Origin of the sequence: Thermomonospora cellulosilytica (assembly GCF_014138835.1) — a bacterium.
GTDB classification, from domain to species: domain Bacteria; phylum Actinomycetota; class Actinomycetes; order Streptosporangiales; family Streptosporangiaceae; genus Thermomonospora; species Thermomonospora amylolytica.
The window spans coordinates 5,273,604-5,294,693 of record NZ_JACJII010000001.1 but is presented as its reverse complement, the minus strand read 5'-3'; the positions used below and the strand labels follow the sequence as shown (position 1 = coordinate 5,294,693).

General features: G+C 74.2%; 21 protein-coding genes. 13 read left to right on the top strand and 8 right to left on the bottom strand.

The features are described from left to right. Positions 1-32 precede the first annotated feature (32 nt). The 6 genes from HNR21_RS36130 to HNR21_RS25015 all read left to right on the top strand — a co-directional run bounded on the left by HNR21_RS36130 (position 33) and on the right by HNR21_RS25015 (position 5,870). Entirely contained in the window at positions 33-161 is a 129-nt protein-coding gene (locus tag HNR21_RS36130; protein WP_281402065.1) for a hypothetical protein, read from the top strand. A 224-nt stretch (positions 162-385) separates the two neighbouring features. After that, positions 386-1,984 carry an ABC-F family ATP-binding cassette domain-containing protein gene (locus tag HNR21_RS25035; RefSeq protein ID WP_182707140.1) on the top strand — a complete coding sequence of 533 codons (1,599 nt, stop codon included), beginning with the start codon at positions 386-388 and terminating at the stop codon, positions 1,982-1,984. Between the two features lie 115 nt (positions 1,985-2,099). Then, positions 2,100-2,312 (top strand): helix-turn-helix domain-containing protein, encoded by a 213-nt coding sequence (locus HNR21_RS35560; RefSeq protein WP_012852589.1) that lies wholly within the window; start codon positions 2,100-2,102, stop codon positions 2,310-2,312. A 191-nt stretch (positions 2,313-2,503) separates the two neighbouring features. Continuing rightward, entirely contained in the window at positions 2,504-3,295 is a 792-nt protein-coding gene (locus HNR21_RS25025) for an enoyl-CoA hydratase/isomerase family protein (RefSeq protein ID WP_220501015.1), read from the top strand. Positions 3,296-3,574: 279 nt separating this feature from the next. Further along, on the top strand, positions 3,575-5,497 hold the full coding sequence (locus HNR21_RS25020; protein ID WP_376766631.1) for an ABC transporter ATP-binding protein: 1,923 nt from the start codon (positions 3,575-3,577) through the stop codon (positions 5,495-5,497). A gap of 199 nt (positions 5,498-5,696) precedes the next feature. Continuing rightward, a complete protein-coding gene (locus HNR21_RS25015; protein WP_157996050.1) occupies positions 5,697-5,870 on the top strand; it encodes a hypothetical protein in 174 nt (57 codons plus the stop codon). Here HNR21_RS25015 and HNR21_RS25010 read toward each other — a convergent pair. Beyond that, entirely contained in the window at positions 5,854-6,798 is a 945-nt protein-coding gene (locus HNR21_RS25010) for a sulfotransferase family protein (RefSeq protein WP_182707137.1), read from the bottom strand. The two genes, HNR21_RS25015 and HNR21_RS25010, sit on opposite strands and share 17 nt — an antisense overlap. 161 nt (positions 6,799-6,959) lie before the next feature. Between HNR21_RS25010 and HNR21_RS25005 the strand changes: the two genes are divergently transcribed. The 3 genes from HNR21_RS25005 to HNR21_RS24995 all read left to right on the top strand — a co-directional run bounded on the left by HNR21_RS25005 (position 6,960) and on the right by HNR21_RS24995 (position 9,814). Beyond that, a complete protein-coding gene (locus HNR21_RS25005; protein WP_182707136.1) occupies positions 6,960-7,739 on the top strand; it encodes an SIR2 family NAD-dependent protein deacylase in 780 nt (259 codons plus the stop codon). Between the two features lie 67 nt (positions 7,740-7,806). After that, the gene (locus tag HNR21_RS25000) at positions 7,807-8,673 is read left to right on the top strand and encodes a DUF1444 domain-containing protein (protein ID WP_119730670.1); all 867 of its coding nucleotides are present in this window, start codon (positions 7,807-7,809) and stop codon (positions 8,671-8,673) included. Positions 8,674-8,692: 19 nt separating this feature from the next. Continuing rightward, positions 8,693-9,814, top strand: a complete 1,122-nt coding sequence (locus tag HNR21_RS24995) for a glycerate kinase (protein ID WP_220500290.1) — start codon at positions 8,693-8,695, stop codon at positions 9,812-9,814. 6 nt (positions 9,815-9,820) lie between these two features. Here HNR21_RS24995 and HNR21_RS24990 read toward each other — a convergent pair whose 3' ends face one another. After that, positions 9,821-11,293 carry an MFS transporter gene (locus HNR21_RS24990; RefSeq protein WP_182707134.1) on the bottom strand — a complete coding sequence of 491 codons (1,473 nt, stop codon included), beginning with the start codon at positions 11,291-11,293 and terminating at the stop codon, positions 9,821-9,823. Positions 11,294-11,433: 140 nt separating this feature from the next. Here HNR21_RS24990 and HNR21_RS24985 point away from each other — a divergent pair, with 140 nt between their 5' ends. Beyond that, positions 11,434-11,862, top strand: coding sequence for a CBS domain-containing protein (locus HNR21_RS24985; protein ID WP_182707133.1), 429 nt, complete (start codon positions 11,434-11,436; stop codon positions 11,860-11,862). Between the two features lie 3 nt (positions 11,863-11,865). On the opposite strand, the gene yczR is transcribed toward HNR21_RS24985, so the two are convergent. Further along, on the bottom strand, positions 11,866-13,320 hold the full coding sequence (gene yczR, locus HNR21_RS24980) for a MocR-like transcription factor YczR (RefSeq protein ID WP_182707132.1): 1,455 nt from the start codon (positions 13,318-13,320) through the stop codon (positions 11,866-11,868). A 105-nt stretch (positions 13,321-13,425) separates the two neighbouring features. Here yczR and yczE point away from each other — a divergent pair, with 105 nt between their 5' ends. Beyond that, positions 13,426-14,190: a membrane protein YczE gene (gene yczE / locus HNR21_RS24975; RefSeq protein ID WP_246442327.1), complete on the top strand. Its 765-nt coding sequence runs from the start codon at positions 13,426-13,428 to the stop codon at positions 14,188-14,190. 21 nt (positions 14,191-14,211) lie between these two features. On the opposite strand, the gene HNR21_RS24970 is transcribed toward yczE, so the two are convergent. The 3 genes from HNR21_RS24970 to fdhD all read right to left on the bottom strand — a co-directional run bounded on the left by HNR21_RS24970 (position 14,212) and on the right by fdhD (position 17,153). Then, positions 14,212-15,147 (bottom strand): alpha/beta fold hydrolase, encoded by a 936-nt coding sequence (locus HNR21_RS24970; RefSeq protein ID WP_182707131.1) that lies wholly within the window; start codon positions 15,145-15,147, stop codon positions 14,212-14,214. A 91-nt stretch (positions 15,148-15,238) separates the two neighbouring features. Next, positions 15,239-16,174 (bottom strand): metal-dependent hydrolase, encoded by a 936-nt coding sequence (locus HNR21_RS24965; RefSeq protein WP_182707130.1) that lies wholly within the window; start codon positions 16,172-16,174, stop codon positions 15,239-15,241. A gap of 166 nt (positions 16,175-16,340) precedes the next feature. Then, the gene (fdhD, locus tag HNR21_RS24960; protein ID WP_182707129.1) at positions 16,341-17,153 is read right to left on the bottom strand and encodes a formate dehydrogenase accessory sulfurtransferase FdhD; all 813 of its coding nucleotides are present in this window, start codon (positions 17,151-17,153) and stop codon (positions 16,341-16,343) included. Positions 17,154-17,271: 118 nt separating this feature from the next. Between fdhD and HNR21_RS24955 the strand changes: the two genes are divergently transcribed. Both HNR21_RS24955 and HNR21_RS24950 read left to right on the top strand, forming a co-directional pair. Then, positions 17,272-18,231: an anti-sigma factor RsbA family regulatory protein gene (locus HNR21_RS24955; protein ID WP_182707128.1), complete on the top strand. Its 960-nt coding sequence runs from the start codon at positions 17,272-17,274 to the stop codon at positions 18,229-18,231. A 172-nt stretch (positions 18,232-18,403) separates the two neighbouring features. Next, positions 18,404-19,021 carry a DUF4333 domain-containing protein gene (locus HNR21_RS24950; protein WP_182707127.1) on the top strand — a complete coding sequence of 206 codons (618 nt, stop codon included), beginning with the start codon at positions 18,404-18,406 and terminating at the stop codon, positions 19,019-19,021. Positions 19,022-19,027: 6 nt separating this feature from the next. Here the strand turns inward: HNR21_RS24950 and HNR21_RS24945 are convergent, their stop codons facing one another. Both HNR21_RS24945 and HNR21_RS24940 read right to left on the bottom strand, forming a co-directional pair. Beyond that, positions 19,028-20,386 carry a sensor histidine kinase gene (locus tag HNR21_RS24945; protein ID WP_182707126.1) on the bottom strand — a complete coding sequence of 453 codons (1,359 nt, stop codon included), beginning with the start codon at positions 20,384-20,386 and terminating at the stop codon, positions 19,028-19,030. Next, positions 20,383-21,090: a response regulator transcription factor gene (locus HNR21_RS24940; protein WP_182707125.1), complete on the bottom strand. Its 708-nt coding sequence runs from the start codon at positions 21,088-21,090 to the stop codon at positions 20,383-20,385. The genes HNR21_RS24945 and HNR21_RS24940 overlap by 4 nt, the downstream gene beginning before the upstream one ends.

Here is a 21,090-nt window from a genome sequence, read left to right as displayed (position 1 = left end):
CCCGCCCACGGTTCCGCCGGGAGGGTTGACAGATGATCATTTGCCGGGACCGGTTCTTCGGTGCGGGGGCGCCGTTCGCCGAAGGCCACCAGGAGGCCATGGAGTACGCCGCAGGACTGATCGCCCTCATCGGCATCGCCGCCGGGCATCCGCGGCGCTGAGGCGTCCACAGGGGCCCGGCGGGGCCGCTCGGCCCCGCCGGGGTCCCGTACACTGATCGGGTGCCGCTCCCGACCTGACAGGAACCTCCGGACGCGCCGTGGTGATCACCCGGCGCGTTCCGTCATGCCCGGGCCCGGATCGTCGCGGCCGGGCCGCCTGTCACCCCTGCCACCACCCGACCACGCGCCCGCGAGCGGCCGTCTCTCTGGGGAGCCCTGTCACTGTGATCAACGCCACCGACATCGAGCTGCGCGCCGGATCCCGGCTGCTGATCGAGAAGGCCACGTTCCGGGTCAACCCCGGCGACCGGGTCGGGCTGGTGGGCCGCAACGGCGCCGGCAAGACCACCCTGACCAAGGTGCTGGCGGGAGAGGCGCTGCCCGCCGCCGGGCAGGTGACCCGTTCGGGCAGCATCGGCTACCTGCCGCAGGACCCCCGTGGCGTGGACCTGGAGGAGCTGGCCCGCGACCGCATCCTGTCGGCCCGCGGGCTGGACGAGGTGCTGCGCGGGCTGCGCGCCGCCGAGGAGGCGATGGCCACCGCCACCGGCGCGGAACGGGACCGGGCGGTCAAGCGCTACGGGCGGCTGGAGGACCGGCTGCACGTGCTCGGCGGGTACGCGGCCGAGGCCGAGGCCGCCTCCATCGCCTCCAGCCTGGGCCTGCCGGACCGGGTGCTGGGGCAGCCGCTGGGCACGCTGTCGGGCGGGCAGCGGCGGCGGGTGGAGCTGGCCCGGATCCTGTTCTCGGGGGCCGAGACGCTGCTGCTGGACGAGCCCACCAACCATCTGGACGCCGACTCCATCGTGTGGCTGCGCGAGTTCCTGCGCTCGCACTCCGGCGGGCTGGTGGTGATCAGCCACGACGTGGACCTGCTGGACGCCGTGGTCAACCGGGTCTTCCATCTGGACGCCAACCGCTGTGTGATCGACGTTTACAACATCGGCTGGAAGGCATACCTGCAGCAGCGCGAGACCGACGAGCGGCGCCGCAAGCGCGAGCAGGCCAACGCCCAGCGGCAGGCGGCGGCGCTGCTGTCGCAGGCCGACAAGATGCGCGCCAAGGCCACCAAGGCGAAGGCGGCACAGCAAATGGACCGCCGCGCGCGGCAGCTGCTGGCCGGAGTGGAAGGGGAACGGAAGGCCGACCGAGTCGCGAAAATCCGTTTTCCGGATCCGGCGCCCTGTGGACGGACACCGCTCACCGCCGAAGGTTTGTCGAAATCCTACGGATCCCTGGAGATTTTCACCGATGTGGATCTGGCCATCGACCGCGGCAGCCGGGTGGTCGTTCTCGGCCTGAACGGCGCCGGGAAAACCACGCTGCTGCGGCTGCTGGCGGGTCTGGACAAGCCCGACACCGGCCGGGTGGTGGCCGGGCACGGGCTGCGGCTGGGGTACTACGCCCAGGAGCACGAGACGCTGGACGTCGGGCGCACGGTGCTGGAGAACATGCGCTCGGCGGCGCCCGACCTGCCCGAGGTGGAGGTCCGCAAGATCCTGGGTTCGTTCCTGTTCACCGGGGATGACGTGGACAAGCCCGCCGGGGTGCTGTCGGGCGGGGAGAAGACCCGGCTGGCGCTGGCGACGCTGGTGGTCTCCAGCGCCAACGTGCTGCTGCTGGACGAGCCGACCAACAACCTCGACCCGGCCAGCCGGCAGGAGATCCTGGCGGCGCTGCGCACCTTCCGCGGCGCCATCGTGCTGGTGACCCACGACGAGGGCGCGGTGGAGGCGCTGAGCCCGGAAAGAGTGATTTTGCTGCCTGATGGTGTCGAGGACATCTGGAGTGACGAGTTTGCCGATCTGGTGGCACTTGCGTGACCCGCTCGGCAAACAGACAGATCTTTTCTGGCGTAGTGGGTAGCCGATCGGGCGGGAATGACTGATCATGGCGGGGGATAACGCAGCGGTCACCACATCACTACGGGAGGTACTCGTGGCCGAGACCCTCAAGAAGGGCACCCGCGTGACCGGTGCCGAGCGCGACAAGCTGGCAGCCGAACTCAAGAAGAGGTACGACTCCGGCGAAAGCATCCGCGCCCTGGCTGCCGCCACCGGCCGCTCTTACGGCTTCATCCACCGGATCCTCACCGAGTCCGGGGTCAACCTGCGCGGGCGCGGGGGCGCGACCCGCGGCAAGAAGTCCTGACGGCCGGTCCGGGGGGCCGCCCCCGGGCCCCGGTGCGCCGGCGCTCGGCCGACCGACCGCCCGGCCGCACCGCCCTCGGTGCGAGCGTACGCCTGGACCGCCGCCGCACCGCGACCGAGTAAGGTTCGGTCGCGGCGGCGGTCAGGCGGGCGCCCGGCCCGTCGTCCCGCCGTGACGGGAAAGGAGACGTCCTGGTGGACGCGAGGGCAGAGCAGGGCCAGGCGCCGGTGGCCGTCGAGACGCCGGCGGAGGCCGGGCTGCGGCTGGACGTGGCGGGCCCGGTGGCGACGATCACGCTGGACCGGCCGGACAAGCGCAACGCGATGACGTTCGCGATGTGGCGCGCCCTGGCGCGGATCGGGGAGACGCTGCCCGGCTCGGTGCGGGTGGTCGTCGTGCGCGGCGCCGGCAAGGCCTTCTCGGCGGGCATCGACCTGGGGATGTTCTCCGGCGGCGGAGGACCGTCCGGCGAGCACCCGCAGGACGACGACCGCTTCATCGCCGAACTGCAGGCCGGGTACACCTGGCTGCGCCGCCCGGAGGTCGTCACGGTCGCCGCGGTGCACGGCTACGCCATCGGCGCCGGCTTCCAGCTCGCGCTGGCCTGCGACCTGCGGGTGATGACCGACGACGCCTGGTACTGCATGAAGGAGCCGGCGCTGGGCCTGGTGCCCGACCTGACCGGCACCAAGCCGCTGGTGGAGATCGTCGGGCTGAACCGGGCGATGGACATCTGCCTGACCGCCCGCAAGGTCCCGGCCGCCGAGGCCGAACGACTCGGCCTGGCCGAACGGGTGGTGCCCGCCGCCGAACTCGACACGGCGGTGGACGAACTGGTGTCGGCGCTGCTGGCGGTGAACGCCGACGCCGCGGTCGCCACCAAGCGTCTGCTGCAGCAGGCCCCCGGCAACACCCTGGAGGAGCAGTGCGCCGCCGAGCGCCGCGAACAGCTCCAGCGCCTCCGCTCGATGCGCCAGGGCTAGACATGTCACCTGTGGGGGGCGACCCCCACGCCCCCCGAATGCCGGGCGGGCCGTCCTCGCTCGCTGGCGCTCGCTGCGGTGGTCGTGTTGCTTGTGGGGGCGGACCCCCACGCCCCCCGCGTCCCGGGCGGGCCGTCCTCGCTCGCTGGCGCTCGCTGCGGTGGCCCGCCCGGGAGGGGTTTTCGCCCTGAGCTGATCGGGGAAGCGGGCGGGTGCCCGGTACGTTGATGCCGGGTGCCGGTCTGATTACTTGATTACGCGGGGAGGGCGTCGATGGGGATGCCGGGGATGCCGGGCAACGGCTGGCAGGTGATGGCCTCGTTCCGCCGCGACCGGTCGGTCACCAGCACCAGGCTCAAGCCCGGGACGGTCCGCCGGATCGCCGGGTACGCCCGTCCCTACGTCCGTGAGCTGGTGCTGTTCCTGGCGCTGAACGCGCTGGCGGCGGTGATCGTGGTGGCCGGGCCGCTGCTGCTCAAGGCGATCATCGACCACGGCGTGCTGCCGCGCCGTTCGGACGTGGTGGTGTGGCTGGCGCTGGCGGTCGCCGGGCTGGCGCTGGTGGAGGCGGTGCTGTCGCTGGCGCAGCGCTGGTACTCGGCGCGGATCGGCGAGGGCCTGATCTACGACCTGCGCACCCAGGTGTTCGACCACGTGCAGCGGATGCCGGTGGCGTTCTTCATGCGCGCCCAGACCGGATCGCTGACCAGCCGGCTCAACACCGACGTGATCGGCGCCCAGCGCGCGCTGACCACCACCCTGCAGTCGGTGGTCTCCAACGTGATCAGCCTGGTGCTGGTGCTGGCGGCGATGTTCTGGCTGTCCTGGCAGGTCACCGTGATCGCGCTGGTGCTGCTGCCGATCTTCATCGTGCCGGCCAAGTGGGTGGGCAAGCGGCTGCAGCACATCAGCCGGGAGCAGATGCAGCTGGACGCCGAGATGAGCTCGCTGATGACCGAGCGGTTCAACGTGGCCGGCGCGATGCTGGCCAAGCTGTACGGCCGCCCGGAGGACGAGTCGCGGATGTTCTCCGAACGGGCCGGGCGGGTCCGCGACATCGGCGTCGTCTCGGCGATGTACGGGCGGGTGTTCTTCGTCGCGCTCACCCTCGTCGCCGCGCTGGCGACCGCGATGGTGTACGGCGTCGGCGGCGTGCTGGTCGTGCAGGGCGGCTTCCAGCTCGGCACCCTGGTCGCCCTGGCCGCCCTGCTCACCCGCATGTACGGCCCGCTGACCGCGCTGTCCAACGTCCAGGTGGACGTGATGACCGCGCTGGTGAGCTTCGACCGGGTCTTCGAGGTGCTGGACCTCGAGCCGATGATCGGCGAGCGGCCGGACGCCGTCCCGCTGCGCCGGTCCGGCGACCGCGAGGCCGTCGCCGTCGAGTTCGACCACGTGGGGTTCCGCTACCCGGCCGCCGACGAGGTCTCGCTGGCCTCGCTGGAGTCGATCGCCCGCACCGACGTGGCGCCGGGCCGGCAGGTGCTGCGCGACGTGACGTTCACCGCGCGGCCGGGCGAGCTGGTGGCGCTGGTCGGGCCGTCGGGGGCGGGCAAGACCACCATCACCCACCTGGTGTCCCGGCTGTACGACGTCACCGAGGGGGCGGTGCGGCTCGACGGGCGGGACGTGCGGGACGTCACCCTGCAGTCGCTGCGCGACACCGTCGGGGTGGTCGCCCAGGACCCCCACCTGTTCCACGACTCCATCCGGGAGAACCTGCGGTACGCCCGCCCGGACGCCACCGACGAGGAGATCGTCGAGGCGCTGCGCGGTGCGCAGATCTGGGACCTGGTGGAGGCGATGCCCGACGGGCTGGACACCGTGGTGGGGGAACGCGGCTACCGGCTGTCCGGCGGGGAGAAGCAGCGGCTGGCCATCGCCCGGCTGCTGCTCAAGGCCCCCTCGGTGGTGATCCTGGACGAGGCCACCGCGCACCTGGACTCCGAGTCCGAGGCCGCCGTGCAGCGCGCGCTCAAGACCGCCCTGGCCGGGCGGACCTCGCTGGTGATCGCGCACCGGCTGTCGACGATCCGGGAGGCCGACCAGATCCTGGTGGTCGACGGCGGGCGGATCGCCGAGCGCGGCCGGCACGAGGAGCTGCTGCTGGCCGGCGGGCTGTACGCGGACCTGTACCGCACCCAGTTCGCCCAGCAGGCGTCCGGCGACGGCCGGCGGCCCGCCCGGCTGGGCGCCGAATGACCTGATCATTACCGCCGGCCGGGCGAGCCGACCCGCCCGGCCGGGTACCGCACCGCAGTGACCGCCGTGACCGGCGGACGTCACGGCCCGGGTTCGCCTGCCCGAGAGACGGCCGCAAACCGCCCGTCACCGGGCGGCGTCATAGTCGGGACGTCATCGAGCGACAGGACGCGATCACTGCGATGTGGAGGTGAGCGGAATGCGTCCGGCCATCCTTCCGGCCGTCCGCCCGGGCCTGCGGGTCGGCAACCCGCTGCGCAGCGGAGTCGGGCGGTACGCCGTGCTGTTCGTCGGCCTGGGGGCGGCGGGCGTGGTGATCGGCTGGGCCGGTCCCGACGCCCCGGGCGTCGGCAGGCTCATCCGGCGACGCTGAGCGTGTAGCCCAGCCGCCGCAGCTCCCGGCCCGCCACCCGTTCCACCTGCACGAGCTGCCGTGGGGTCAGCCGGTCGCGCCAGGCCCCCACCGCGCCGGGCCCGCGGTCGGCGACCCGCACCAGCTCGGCCCTGCTCACCGGGGCGATCTGCGCGCCCAGATAGGCCGACACCCGCTCGGTGACCTCCTTGGGACGCGTCACCAGGTCCTCGTAGCGGACCGTGTAGAGCTGGTCCTCGGGGGTCTGGGCGCGCAGCCGGGCCGACAGCCGCACCGAGCCGCGCCACCGCAGCGCGCACTTGACCGCCGGGGCCGCCTTCGGCCACCGGTCCCGGTCGACGACCTCCTCCACCCCCAGGAACGGGTTGGGGAACACCTCGTCCAGGTTGGCCACCCCGGGCTTGAACCAGGCCAGGCAGCGTTCGTCGTTCAGCATGTCGGCCACCACGTCCCGGCCGTCCCTGATCACCTGCAGCAGCTGGGCGTCGGGGAACGCGTCCAGCAGCACGTCGGCGCTGTAGAGCAGGTCGGGGGCCGCGTCGGCGTACCGGTACACCCCGCGGGGCCGTTCGCAGGTCTGCGGCGCGGTCCGGGCGGCGGGGGAGTCGGCGGGCGGCAGCCCCGCCGCGGCGCGGCACTCCGGCGGGCACTGCGCGCAGCCCTGCGGGGTGATCTGCCAGGTGGCGGCGTAGGCGTCGCGCAGCACCCGGGCCGCGCCCCGGCCGCGCTCGCCGGCGATGGCCGGCCGGCGGGCGAAGGCGTAGGTGACCCGGAGCAGCTCGGGGCGGCCGTGCGTCAGATGGAAGCCCGGCGACCGTTTCACGGCACGGGCCAGCAGCTCGGTGCCGGAGTGCGGGGCGCCCAGGATGAACACCGGCCGGCGGACCTTGGTGCCGTTGATCACCAGGATGTGCGGGGTGGGCCTCATAGCGATCTCCAGTGTCCCACTCGAGACCGGGTCCTGCGGCCTGTGCCGCGGCATGACGTGGATCCATCACCCACGGTGACGGCCCCGGCGTGCCGTGGCGGGTCGCGGCCGGGCCGGACACATCACCGCATGCCCGGCGCCCGGACCCCTAACCTTGGGGCATGGACCTGCCCGACTCCCTCGCCGCCTGGCTGCCGCAGGCCCGTTCGATCACCGTGCTCACCGGCGCGGGCATCAGCACCGACAGCGGCATCCCCGACTTCCGCGGCCCGCAGGGCGTGTGGACCAGGGATCCGGCCGCCGCCGCGCTGTCCTCCATCGATGCCTACCTGTCCGACCCGGCGGTGCGGCGCCGCTCCTGGCAGGCCCGGCTGCACCATCCCGGGCTGACGGCCCGCCCCAACGCCGGGCACGCCGCCCTGGTGGAGCTGGAACGCGCCGGCCGGCTGCGCGCCGTGGTCACCCAGAACATCGACGGGCTGCACCAGGCCGCCGGGTCCGGGCCGGGCACCGTGATCGAGATCCACGGCACCATGCACGAGGTCGAGTGCCTGGCGTGCGGGCTGCGCACTCCGATGCGCCAGGTGCTGCGGCGGGTGGAACAGGGCGAGGAGGACCCGCCGTGCCCCGAGTGCGGCGGCATCCAGAAGTCGGCGACGATCTCGTTCGGGCAGGCGCTCAGGCCGGACGTGCTGGAGGCCGCGGTGCGGGCGGCGCGGGAGTGCGACCTGTTCCTGGCGGTGGGCACCTCGCTGACCGTGCACCCGGCCGCCGGACTGTGCCTGGAGGCGGTCGAGCACGGCGCCCGGCTGGTGATCGTCAACGCCGAGCCCACCCCGTACGATCCGGTCGCCGACGCGGTGGTGCGCGAGCCGATCTCCGCGTCGCTGCCCCGGCTGGTGCGGGCGATCGCCGGCGCGCCGATCGACGGTGCTTCGTGACCGGCGGGACTTTCCTTCGTGACCTTCGCCTGCCAAGCTCTATCCGTTGCGGAGCAAGGAGGGGTGGATGCGCGGGGGCGCTCTGAACGGGGCGGACGGCGCGTTGGACTCGCTCGTCGTCCTCGTGGCGGAGAGCCTCGGATACGCCTGCCGGAGAATGCCCGGCGACGTCATGCTGCTGGAGGGGGCCAGCCGGCTGCACGTCAGCATGCGCAACCTGCGCCAGCTGGCCCGGCTGGTGCCGCGTGACGACTGGCCGGCGCTGGTGTCGGACCACGTCTCCACGATCGTCACCGCGATCGAGGAGCCGCTGGACCTGTCGGACTTCGAGCTGGCCCAGCACCTGCTGCGGACCCGGATCTACCCGGCCGAGGCCGACAACGGGATGCTGGCGTCCCGGCCGTTCGCGCCGGGGCTGATCGAGGCGGTGGTGGTGGACACCCCCACCACGGTCCGCACGGTCACCGTCGAGGAGATGAACGGCTGGCCGGTGTCCGGCGACGCGCTGTTCATGCTGGGCCGGGCCAACGTGCGCGCCGACGGGCCGCTGCAGGTCGACGACTCGGTGCTCGGCGGGGTGCCGGTGGCGGTGCTGCACGGCTGGAGCTTCTACGCCGCCACCCATCTGGCCTGGCTGGAGGAGTACCTGGACATCGGCCCGTGCGGGGCGCTGGTGGTCGCGCCGAGCCGCAGCCTGATCATGGCCCATCCGATCCGGCCGCGGGCCGGGTACCGGGCGGCGCTGGCGGCGGCGCACGAACTGCAGGTGCAGGCGCGCCAGGCGTACGAGGAGGGGCCCGGGTCGCTCAGCCCGCACCTGTTCTGGCGGCGCGGCGGGGAGATGACCTGGCTGGAGACCCGCTACGAGGGCGGCTCGCTGGTGCTGCCGCGCGACTTCGTGAACGTGCTGACCACACTGGCCGCCGAGTCCTAGCGGGAGCCCCGGATTGCGCGTGGTGGTGGCTCCGGACTCGTTCAAGGGCAGCCTGGACGCCGCCGCGGTGTGCGCGGCGGTCGAGGAGGGCGTGCGGCGGGCGCGGCCGGACGCCGAGGTGCTGCGGGTGCCGATGGCCGACGGCGGCGAGGGCACCCTGGACTGCTTCCTCGGCGCGCTCGGCGGCACCGAGGTGTGGCTGGAGTGCGCCGATCCGCTGGGACGGCCGGTCCGCGCCCGGTACGGGCTGTCGGGGGACGGCCGGTCGGCGGTGGTGGAGCTGGCCGCCGCGTCCGGGCTGCCGCTGGTCGCCGAGGACGAACGCGACCCGCTGCGCGCCGACACCTCCGGCACCGGCGCGCTGATCGCCGACGCCGTGCGGCGGGGCGCCCGTGAGGTGCTGGTGTGCCTGGGCGGCAGCGCCACCAGCGACGGCGGCACCGGGCTGCTGCGCGCGCTGGGCGTACGGTTCCTGGACGCCGGCGGGCGGGAGCTGCCGCCCGGGGGAGGGCCGCTGGCGCGGCTGGCCGACATCGACGACTCCGGCGTGCCCGAGGCGGTCCGCGCCACGCGGCTGCGGGTCGCCTGCGACGTCACCAACCCGATGGTCGGGCCGGACGGGGCGGCGGCGGTGTTCGGCCCGCAGAAGGGCGCGACGCCCGAGCAGGTGCGGGAGCTGGACGCGGCGCTGGGGCGGCTCGCCGACGTGATCGCCGCCCGGTTCGGCGTGCGGGTGCACGACCTGCCGGGCGCCGGGGCCGCGGGCGGGGCCTGCGGCGGGCTGGTCGGCGTGCTCGGCGCCGGGACCGCCCCCGGCGGTGACCTGGTCGCCGACCTGGTGGGGCTGGACGCCGCGGTGGCCGGGGCGGACCTGGTGATCACCGGGGAGGGGCGGCTGGACGCCCAGAGCGCCGCCGGGAAGGTGGTGTCGGTGGTCGCCGGGCGGGCGGCCCGGGCCGGGGCGCCGGTGGTGGCGCTGGCCGGGGCGGTGGCCGGTCCCCTGGCGGAGCTGCACGCCCGCGGGCTGACGGCGGCGTTCAGCATCGCGGACGGGCCGCGCACGCTGGCGGAGATGACGGCGGACGCGGGCCGGCTGCTGGCCGACGCCGCCGAGCAGGCGGTACGGCTGCGGCTGGGCTGACCCGGGTCAGGCCCGGACGGCGCCGCGTTCATCCTCGGCCGACAGCGGGCGGGCGATGTCCTCCAGCGACCGGCCCGCCGCCTCCACCCCGATCACCAGCTCCACGATCCCCGCCGCGATCATCAGCGCCGCGCCGATGAAGTACCCGGTGGCGACCGCGCCCAGCTCGCCGGTCTCCACCAGCCGCCCGAACAGCGCCGGGCCGATCACGCCGCCCAGCCCGGTGCCCACCGCGTAGAACGCCGCGATGGCCATCGCCCGGGTCTCCATCGGGAAGATCTCGCTGACCGTCAGGTAGGCGGCGCTGGCCCCCGCCGAGGCGAAGAAGAACACCGCGAACCAGCAGGCCGTCAGCGTGGTCGCCGACAGCAGGTCGGCGCGGAACAGCAGCCCGGTGCCCACCAGCAGCACCCCGGACAGGATGTACGACCCGGCGATCATCGGCTTGCGGCCCACGGTGTCGAACATCCGGCTCAGCGCGAACGCGCCCAGGAAGTTCCCGATCCCGATCGGGATCAGGTACCAGCCCACGTCGGCCGACCCCACCCCGAAGAACTCCGCCAGCACCAGCGCGTAGGTGAAGTACACCGCGTTGTACAGGAACGCCTGACCGACGAACAGCGCCAGCCCCAGCAGGGTGCGGCGGGGGTGACGGCGGACGGCGGTGTGCACGATCTCCCCGAACCCGACGGCGCGGCGCTGCCGGATGCGGAGCCGCTCGCCCGGCTCCTCCAGCTCGCGGCCGGTCTCGGCGCGGACGGTGTCCTCGATGCCGCGCACCACCCGCTCGGCCTGGTCGTCGCGGCCGTGGATGAACAGCCACCGCGGGCTTTCCGGCACCGTCCGCCGCACCCACAGGATGCCCAGGCCCAGCACCGCGCCGAGCGCGAACATCGCCCGCCAGCCCACGTCCTCGGGCAGCACGTCGCCGTTGAGGATCACGATGGACAGCGCGGCGGCGATGGTGGTGCCGATCCAGAACGACCCGTTGATCACCACGTCGACCCGGCCGCGCACCCGCGCCGGGATCAGCTCGTCGATGGCGGAATTGATGGCCGCGTACTCACCGCCGATCCCGGCGCCGGTGAGGAAACGGCACGCGTAGAACCAGGAGGCGTTGAACGAGAAGGCGGTGGCGACGGTGGCCGCCAGATACAGCGCCAGGGTGAGCAGGAACAGTTTCTTGCGGCCGAACCTGTCGGTCAGATAACCGAACCCCAGCGCCCCCAGGCAGGCCCCCACCACGTAGAGGGAGGCCGACAGCCCGACCTGCGCGTCGGTCAGGCCCAGCCCGCCCGCCGGGTCGGTCAGCCGGGGCCCGATCACCCCGACCACCGTGACCTCCAGCCCGTCCAGGATCCACACCGCGCCCAGCCCCAGCAGCACGGCCCAGTGCCAGCGGGCCCACGGCAGCCGGTCCAGCCTGGCCGGGATGTCGGTCTCGATCGTGCGCAGTCCCCGCGTTCCCGTCGTCGCCATGATCTTCGTTGTGCCCGGTGCATCGCGGTTATGCGGATCGGCTGACGGAACACCCTGCCACATGGGCCTTTTCCGGAGGGCCGGAACGTGCGACGGTGTCAGCAACAGCCTTGCGTCGAACCCCTGGCGGAGTGTGGGCCATGCGCATTAGCGACATCTTGCGGAAGAAAGGCAGTGCGGTCGCCACGGTGCGCCCGGACGCCACCGTCCGGGAACTGCTGGCCCGGCTGGCCGAGCTGAACATCGGGGCGGTGGTCGTCTCCCCGGACGGCGCCGCGATCGCCGGGATCGTCTCCGAACGGGACGTGGTCCGGCGGCTGCACGAGCACGGCGCCGCGCTGCTGGACGCCCCGGTGTCGCAGATCATGACCGAGCAGGTCCGCACCTGCGCCCCCGAGGCGGCCGTGGCCGACCTGCGCAAGACCATGACCGAGCACCGCATCCGGCACGTGCCGGTCGTCTCCGACGGCCGCATGGTCGGCCTGGTCAGCATCGGCGACGTGGTCAAGAGCGCCATCGACGAACTGGAGACCGAACGCGAACACCTCGTCGGCTACCTGCACGGGTAGCCGTCACACGTAGGCGGGGAGCGGGCGGGGCGGTGGGGCCGTCTCGGTCTCGCGGTGGGCGCCGGCCAGGCGTTCGACCGCGGTGCGCAGCCGGTCGGGCGGGAGCACGTACGGCAGGCGCAGGCAGTCCTCCAGGACGCCGTCGACCGCGAACGCCGGGCCGGGCACCACGCGGACGCCGCGCCGCCACGCGGCCTCGGCGACGGGGGTGGCGATGGGAGCGCCGAGCTGCGCCCAGAGGGTCATGCCGCCGCCGGGGAGGGTGAACCGCCAGTCCGGCAGCAGTTCGCGCAGCGCGCCGGCCAGGGCGTCGCGGGAGGCGGTCAGGGCCCGCGCGCGTTCGGCGCGGACCTGCTCGATCCGGTCCATCAGGCGGGCGGCGATCAGCTGGTCGACCACCGGGCCGGCGATGTCGACGGACTCGCGGGCGGTCGCCAGCCGGCGCAGCAGCGGGGCGGTGGCCCGGATCCAGCCGACCCGCAGGCCGCCCCACATCAGCTTGGAGGCCGACCCGACGCTGATCACCCGGCCGCCGGCGTCGTGGCAGGCCACCGGGTGCGGCCGGGGGGCGTCCAGATCGAGCGCCAGCTCGGCGAAGGTCTCGTCGACGATGAGGAACGCGTCGGCCGCCCGCGCCGCCTCCACCAGCGCGGCCCGCCCGGCGTCGTCCATCAGGTGGCCGGTCGGGTTCTGGAAGTCGGGGATGACGTAGGCGGCGCGGACCGCGGCCTGCCGCATGCTCGCCGCCAGCAGCTCCAGGTCCCATCCGCCGGTGACGCCCACCGGCACCAGCCGCGTACCCCGGCGGCGCAGCGCGTCCAGCGCGTGCGGGTAGGTGGGCCGTTCCACCAGCACCGGGTCCCCGGGGTTCAGCAGCGTCTGGGTGAGCAGCGAGATCGCCTGCTGCCCCCCGGTGGTCACCATGATCTGGTCGGACCGGGTGGGCACGCCCAGCTCGGTGTAGCGGGCGGCGACGGCCTCCCGCAGCACCGCCAGCCCGGCGGGCTCGTACCCGGCGCCGCGGGCGTACCCGGGCAGTTCGGCGACGGCCTCGGCGACCGCCTCCTCGAAGACGGCGGGGGCGGCGGGCGCGGCGCAGCCCAGGTCGATCGTCTCCGCGTCGCCCTCGGGGGCGGAGGCGATGCCGAACCGGGTGACGGCCTGGCGGGTGGTGGCCGGTCGCGTCTCCGGCAGCGCGGTCCAGCTCCCGGCGCCCTGCCGGCTGGCGATGTAGCCCTCGGTGCGCAGCTCGTCGTACGCGGCGGTGACCGTGGTGCGGCTGACGCCGAGGGCGGCGGCCAGGTCCCGCTCGGCGGGCAGCCGGACCCGCAGCGGCAGCCGCCCGTTGAGGATCAGCCCGCGGACCGCCCGGGCCAGGGCGGCGTAGTACGGGCGCTCCTGCGGCGGATCGCCGAGCAGCCGGGCCAGCTGGGTTCCGCTGATGTAGCGCGCAGTCATGCAGACCACTTTCAATGATTGGCTCTTAAAAGGCAAGCCAATCCAGGCCAGTCTGGGGTCAGCGGCCCGCAGTGGCCGGAAACCCCTTGACGAGGAACGACGCTCATGCTGCTCATGCTCGCGCTTCTGGTGGCGCCGGCCCTCCTGGCGCCGCGGTTCGGCGCCGACTCCCGCGACGGTCTGGACTGGACCCCGGGCCACTTCTGGCTGCCGAGGCGATACCGGCCCCGGCGCAGGCCGCCCGACGGCCGGAGAAGGCTATTGGCCCGGCGACTGGTCCAGTTGTACGGCGGATTGGCCCTCTACGGCCTCGGCATCGCCCTGCAGGTGGACTCCGGGCTGGGCAACGACCCCTGGGACGTGTTGCACCAGGGGCTGGCACTGCGGTTCGGGCTGTCCATCGGCGCCTGGATCATCATCGCCGGGGCGCTGGTGATGCTGCTGTGGATCCCGCTGCGGCAGCGGCCCGGCCTGGGCACCGTCAGCAACGTGATCTTCGTCGGGCTGTTCGCCGACCTGTTCCTGGCGGTGCTGCCCGACCCCGAGGTGACCGCCGCGCGCTGGGCGTACCTGATCGCGGCGATCCTGGTCGGCGGGTTCGCCACCGGCTGTTACATCGGCGCGGGCTTCGGCCCGGGCCCGCGCGACGGGCTGATGACCGGCCTGGCGGCCCGCGGCCACTCCATCCGCGTGGTCCGCACCGGCATCGAGCTGGCCGTCGTGACGGTCGGCTGGCTGCTGGGCGGCACGGTCGGGATCGGCACCCTGCTGTACGCGGTGACCATCGGGCCGCTGGCGCACGTGTTCATCCCGGCGCTGGAGATCAAGCGGCTCCCGGCACCCGAGGCGCCGCAGCCGTCCCGGGCCTGAGCGTCCGGCGCGGTCCCGGCGTCACGGCCGGGGCCGCACCCGGGCCCGCTCCAGCGAACGCCGCTCGTCGTCCGTCAGCGGCCCGCCCTCGACCCGGGTGACGTGCTCGCGGATCCAGCGGGCGATCAGGCCGGGGTGGGTGCGCGGCACCCAGTGGCCAGCCCTGAGGGTCCGCAGCGACAGGTCCGGGGCCCGTTCCGCCAGCCCGCCCACCAGGTGCGGCGACACGAACAGGTCCCGGGTCGGCACGATCACCTGCACCGGCACGTCGGTGCGCCGGTCGCGCGGGTTGCGCAGCCGTTCGCGCATGTTGGCCCGGTACAGCCCGAGGCCCGCCACCGCGTCCCGGGTCAGCGTCCGCGCCGGATGCCCGGGCCTGGGCCGCACGCCCTCGCCCCGCAGCGCGGTCGTGAAGAACCACCCGCCGACCCGCCACACCGCCTCCGGGAGCACCGGCGCCCGGAAGAACGCGATGTACCACGAGCGCAGCGCCTGGCCCGCCGCCTGCCGCCGGCCGCGCAGCGACCGCCCGGCCAGTCGCGCCCGCATCCAGTGCCCCACATGGTCCAGGCACGGCCCCGAGATCGAGGTGAACGAGGCGAACCGCCCGGGCATCGTGCAGACCGCCTCCCAGCCCTGGATGGACCCCCAGTCGTGGCCCGCCAGGTGGACGCGGCGGTCCCCGGCGACCGCGTCCAGCACCGCGCCGAGGTCGGTCATCAGATGCTCGAACGCGTACGGCTCGACCCCGGCCGGGCGGGAGGAGTCCCCCGCGCCGCGCACGTCGTACCGCACGACGTGGAAGTGCTCCGCCAGCGCCTCGGCGACCTCGTCCCACACCGCGTTCGTGTCGGGATAGCCGTGCACCAGCAGCACGATCGGCCGGGACGGGTCGCCCTGCCGCCGGACGGCCAGCCGCACCCCGCCGGGAGCGGTCACCACCTCGTCGCGCACCATCGCATTATTGGACACTGCGTTAATGAATCGTGCGGCGGTTCCGCAGGTCAAGCGACGCGCCGTGCCGGTACGGGACCAGTACTAGCGAGTACTAGTACGGGTCGTATCCCGCGGCGCGGGCGGCGGGGGAGCGCATCAGGTAGTCCAGCGCCTGCCGGGTCGAGCACACCTTCGACGGGTGGTGCGACGGGCGCAGGTAGACCGGGGCCTCGCCGAGCAGCAGCTTGAAGATCCCGGGGATCAGCCCCTTGCGCACCGAGCGCCGGTAGGACCGGTAGACCCGGCGCAGCGTCACCTCGCCCTTGATCGTCGGGTCCTGCTTGAGGAACAGCAGGGTCCCTCCGATCAGCGCCCAGTACAGGAAGAACAGCGACACCACCCAGGACGCCACCCGCATCGGGTACCCGCCGCCCAGGTGCGTGTAGACGTCGAACACCACCGACCGGTGCTCGACCTCCTCGGCGCCGTGCCAGCGCAGCAGGTCCAGCATCGTCGGGTCCACCCCGGCCGCGTCCAGCCGGTCGTTGTCCATGATCCACTGGCCGAGCACCGCGGTGTAGTGCTCGATCGCCGCCACCGCCCCCAGCTCGAACAGCAGCCGCCTGCGGAACAGCCGGGGCCGCCGCCGCTCCAGCTCGGCCATCCGGGCGGGCCACTCGGCGTTCCCCCGCCCGGCCGGCTCGGTGATCGGCGTGACGTCGATGCCGTTGGCCGCCAGCAGGCCGTCCAGCACCCCCTGGTGCGAGCGGGAGTGCACCATCTCCTGTCCGATGAAGCCCTTGATCTCCTGCCGCAGCCGCTCGTCGGTGACGTACGGCAGGGCCGCCCGGACGCAGTTGATGAACCACTTCTCGCCCTCGGGCAGCACCACGTGGAACGAGTTGATCATGTGGGTGGCCACCGGATCGCCGGGGATCCAGTGCAACGGCGTGTCCGCCCAGTCGAACGACACCCGCCGCGTCCTGATCGGGGGATGCCGCTCGTCGATCTCGAACGCGGCGCCGCCGGATCCGCCCGGACTCGTCATGCCCTCTCCTCACCTCGGCCGCAGTACCGGAAGAGTGCAGGTCGTCACTGCAGTCCCAGGCAGAGCAGTCAAGCCGGGGCCGAAGGCGCCGTCTTGCCCGCCAGGCCACAAGTTCCCCGGGGCCCTTAGCGGTCCGATGACAAACGAGGGAATGAACCGGTCCAGGTCAGACCATGATCCGGCGGGCCCCGGAGTAGACGTTCATGGACTCCCCGCGCAGGAACCCCACCAGCGTCATCTGAGTCTCCTCGGCCAGCGACGCGGCCAGCGAGGACGGCGCCGACACCGCCGCCAGCACCGGGATCCCCGCCTGCAGCGCCTTCTGCGCCAGCTCGAACGAGGCCCGCCCGCTGACCATCAGGATCCGCCCGGTCAGCGGCAGCAGGTCCGCCCGCAGCGCCCACCCGACCACCTTGTCCACCGCGTTGTGCCGGCCCACGTCCTCGCGGATCGCCAGCAGCTCGCCCGAGGCGTCGAACAGTCCCGCCGCGTGCAGCCCGCCGGTGCGGTCGAACACCCGCTGCGCGGCCCGCAGCCGGTCCGGCAGCCCCGCCAGCACCCGCGGATCCACCCGCACCGCGTCGGCGGCCAGGTCGTAGCGGGCGAACGTGCGCAGCGCCTCGATGCTCTGCTTGCCGCACACCCCGCACGCGCTGGTGGTCTGGAACGCCCGCGCGGCCAGCGCGTCCGGCGGCGCCACCCCGGCGGCCAGCGTCACGTCCAGCACGTTCTGCTCGACGGTGTCGGCGCAGTACCGCATCGCCCGCACGTCGCCCGGCCCGGCGATCACCCCCTCGGCCGCCAGGAACCCGGCGACCAGGTCGAAGTCGTCGCCGGGGGTGCGCATGGTCACGGTCAGCGGCCGGCCGCCGACCCGGATCTCCAGAGGCTCCTCGACGGCCAGCGTGTCGGGACGCCGGATCGGCTCCCCGGTCACCTTCAGTTTGAGAACCGGTCTGCGGACGGTAACTCGGCCCATAATCGCGACCGTACCCCGCCCGCCGCGGGGCGGGGCCGGTGATCTGGCAGTATGGTGGCCCCGGGCGAGCCCGCAGTCCCCGATGTCCACGTTCCGGGCTCCCCCCAGAGGTTGGGGTGTGGCAGTGCAGGACGGCTTCACGCACCACACATGCGTCTACTCCTCCGACGAGGAGTTCCTGGCCATGGCGGTGCCGTTCGTCGAGGGCGCGCTGCGGCGGTCCGAGCCGGTCCTGGTGACCACCACCTCGCACAACCTGGCCCTGCTGGACGCCGCCCTCGGGGCGGACGCGACCCGGGTGGACCGCGCCGAGAGCCTGTACTTCGGCCGCCGGCCGCCGCAGCGGGTCGCCGCGTTCCACCGCTGGTGGCGGCGCCGCGCGCGGGGCGGCGGCCGGCCGCGGATCCTGGCCGAGCCGATCTGGCCCGGCAGGTCCGCCCGCGAGCAGCTGGCCTGGCGGCGGATGGAGTCCGGGCTGAACGCCGTGCTGGCCGGCACCGGGATCTGGATGATCTGCCCGTACGACACCCGCAACGCGCCCGCCGAGATCGTCGCCGAGTCGCTGTGCACCCATCCCGGGGCGATCACCGGGACCGAGGTGAGCCCCAGCGGCGGCTACGTCGACCCGCACGAGTTCGCGCTGCGCTGCGACGCCGAGCCGCTGGACCCGCCGCCGCCCGGGGCCGCCGCCTTCGCCTTCGACGGGGCGCTGCGGCCGCTGCGGCGGTTCACCGAGGAGCAGGCCCGGGCCTGCGGGCTGACCGGGGAGCGGGCGGCGCTGACGGTGACCGCGGTGTCGGAGATCGCCGCGCACATCCGCGACCACGGCCACGGCGACGGCCGGGCCGCCGTGCGGATCTGGACGCGGGGCGGCGCGGTGATCTGCGAGCTGCACGAGCCCGGAGGCCGCGCCGACGACCCGTTCCTGGGCTTCCGGCCGCCCACCCTGCAGGCCCGGACCGGGGACGGGCTGTGGCTGGCCCGGCAGGTCAGCGAGTTCCTGGACATCCGCGACGACGCCGGCGGCTGCGCGTACCGGCTGCAGATGGCCGGGGCGCGCGTCTTCGAGGCGATCTGAGAGCCGATCCGGGCGGCGGGCGGCCCGGGGCACCGGTCCCGGCCCGCCCGCCGCACGTCCCGGTTCCGCGCCGCGGCCGGTCCGTACGGCGACGGGACCCCGGACACTGGGCGGCGGGACAGGCCGCGGGCGAAGGTCGGGTGGTACGAATCCGACTTCGCAAGGAACGTTGATGCGCAAGCTCCTGGCCCCCGCCCTGCTCGGCACCGCGCTGGTCGCCGGCCTCACCACCGGATGCACCGAACTGTTCGCCAAGACCGTGGACGCCTCCGTGGTCGAGGGGCAGATCGCCGACAAGCTGTCCGGTCAGCTCGGCGGGCGGCCGCGCTCGGTGAGCTGCCCGCGCGACCTGACCGGCGAGGTCGGCGCGATGCTGCGCTGCGACCTGGTCACCGCCGAGGGCGTGCAGCGGGTCGTGAACGTCACCGTGACCTCGGTGAACGGCGACGTGGTCGACTACGACATCAACTCGCCCGCCCCGCAGCGGACCGCCCCCACCCAGCCCGACACCCCGCCGGCGAACCAGCCGGACGCCCCGGCCGGTGGGGACGTGCCGGTGGTGGCGCAGGCCGCCGTGGAGGCCGAGGCGCTGCGGCAGCTCGCCCCGCAGCTCGACGGCACCCCGCAGTCCGTGGTGTGCCCGGGCGACCTGCGCGGCGAGGTCGGCGTGACGATGGAGTGCACCCTGCACTTCACCGACGGGACCTGGCGGGCGACCACCCTCACGGTGACCTCGGTCGTCGGCACCACCGTCAACTTCGACATCCGGCTCGGCGGCGCGGACGGCTGACCGTCCTCACCCGCCCGGCGGGCGGTCCGGCAGCTCGATCCGCACGCAGGTGCCCGCTCCGGGCGCCGACCGCAGCGCCGCCCGTCCGCCGTGCGCCACGGCGATGGCCTCCACGATCGCCAGCCCCAGGCCGGAGCCCCTCCCGGACGTCCGGGAGGCCCGGTGGAACCGGTCGAACGCCCGGGCCGCGTCCTGCGGCGCCATGCCCGGCCCCCGGTCCTCCACCTCCAGCACGACCCCGCCCGCCCGCCGTGCCAGCCGCACCTCGGCCGCGGTGCCGGGCGGGGTGTGGTCGCGCACGTTGGCCAGCAGGTTGGCCAGCACCTGCCGGATCCGCGCCTCGTCGACCTCGGCGACCAGCTCCGCCGGCGCGCGCAGCGCCACCGGACGGTCCGGATCGACCGCCCGCGCGTCGGCGACCGCGTCGCGCGCCAGCGCCGCCAGGTCCGCCGGCGCCGGGCGCAGGCCCGCGTCCCGGTCCAGCCGCGCCAGCTCCAGCAGCTCCCCGACCAGCCGGCTCATCCGCCCGGCCGCCTCCTCGATGCGGCGCATCGCGTCCGGCAGGTCCTCCAGCGCGCCGTGCCGGTACAGCTCGGCGTAGCCCTGGATGGTGGTCAGCGGGGTGCGCAGCTCGTGCGAGGCGTCGGCGGCGAAGTCCCGCAGCCGCCGCTCCGACCGGGCGCGGGCGGCGAACGCCTCGGCGATCCGGTCCAGCATCACGTTGATCGCCACCGCCAGCCGCCCGACCTCGCCGTCCGGCCGCCCCACCGGCATCCGGGCGCTCAGGTCCCCGCCCGCCGCCACGGCCTGCGCGGTGGAGGCCATCCGGTCCAGTGGCGCCAGGCCCCGCGCGATCAGCCACCGGCCCGCCACCGCCAGCCCCGCCACCAGCACCGCCCCGGTCACCAGCTCGGTGACCACCAGCCGCCGCACCGCCGCGTCGATCTCGTCCAACGGCGCCGCCACCACCGTGACCGCGCCGGTCCGGTCCATCCGGGCGACCGCCCGCGCCCCGTCCAGGCCGAACGGCTCACCGGACGCGGCCAGCCGTGCCAGCGCCGCCGGACCCACCCGGCGCAGCTCGTCCAGAACGGGGGAGGGGTCGGGGTCCGTGCCGCTGTGGACCCGGATCTCCCCGTCGGGCCGCACCCCGACCACCACGTACGGGGCGGGGGCCATCCCCTCGGCGGGCAGGCCCGGCCGCACCAGCCGGACCACCGCCCGGTCCCGCGCCGCCTCCAGTTGCGCGTCGACCCGGTCCAGCAGGTAGCCGCGCAGCACCAGCGCGCTCACCGCGCCGAGGATCAGCAGGCCCGCGCCGGTCACCGCCAGCAGCCCGGCGACCAGCCGGGCGTTCAGGCTCACGGCCGCAGCGCGTAGCCGACCCCGCGCCGGGTGTGGATGACCGGCGGGCCGTGCGGATCCAGCTTGCGCCGCAGATAGCTGATGTAGGTCTCCAGGATCTGCGCGTCGCCGCCCCGGTCCCAGCCCCACACGTGCTCGACGAGCTGCGCGCGGGTCAGCACCCGCCCGGCGTTGCGCATCAGGTACGCCAGCAGCCGGAACTCGGTCGCCGACAGCTCCACGACCGCGCCGCCGCGCCGTACCGTCCAGCCCGCCTCGTCCAGCTCCAGGTCGCCGACCCGCAGCACCTCCTCGCCGTCCCGCGGCGCGGGCGGCGGCGCCGCCCGCCGCAGCACCGCCCGGATCCGCGCCACCAGCGCCTCGATCGAGAACGGCTTGGTGACGTAGTCGTCGCCGCCCAGGGTGAGCCCGGTGACCGTGTCCGAGGGGGTGTCCCGGGCGGTCAGGAAGATGACCGGCACGTCCCGCCCGGCGGCGCGCAGCCTGCGGCACACCTCGAACCCGTCCAGATCCGGCAGCATCACGTCCAGCACCACCAGGTCGGGCCGCTCCCGCCCGGCCAGGCGCAGGGCCTCGGCCCCGGTCGCCGCGGCGACCGGGGAGAAGCCGTGGAAACGCAGCGCCACCTGCACCAGGTCACGGATGTCGGGCTCGTCGTCGACGACGAGCACCCGCTGCGGGCGGCCGTTCTCTGCTGCGGTCAT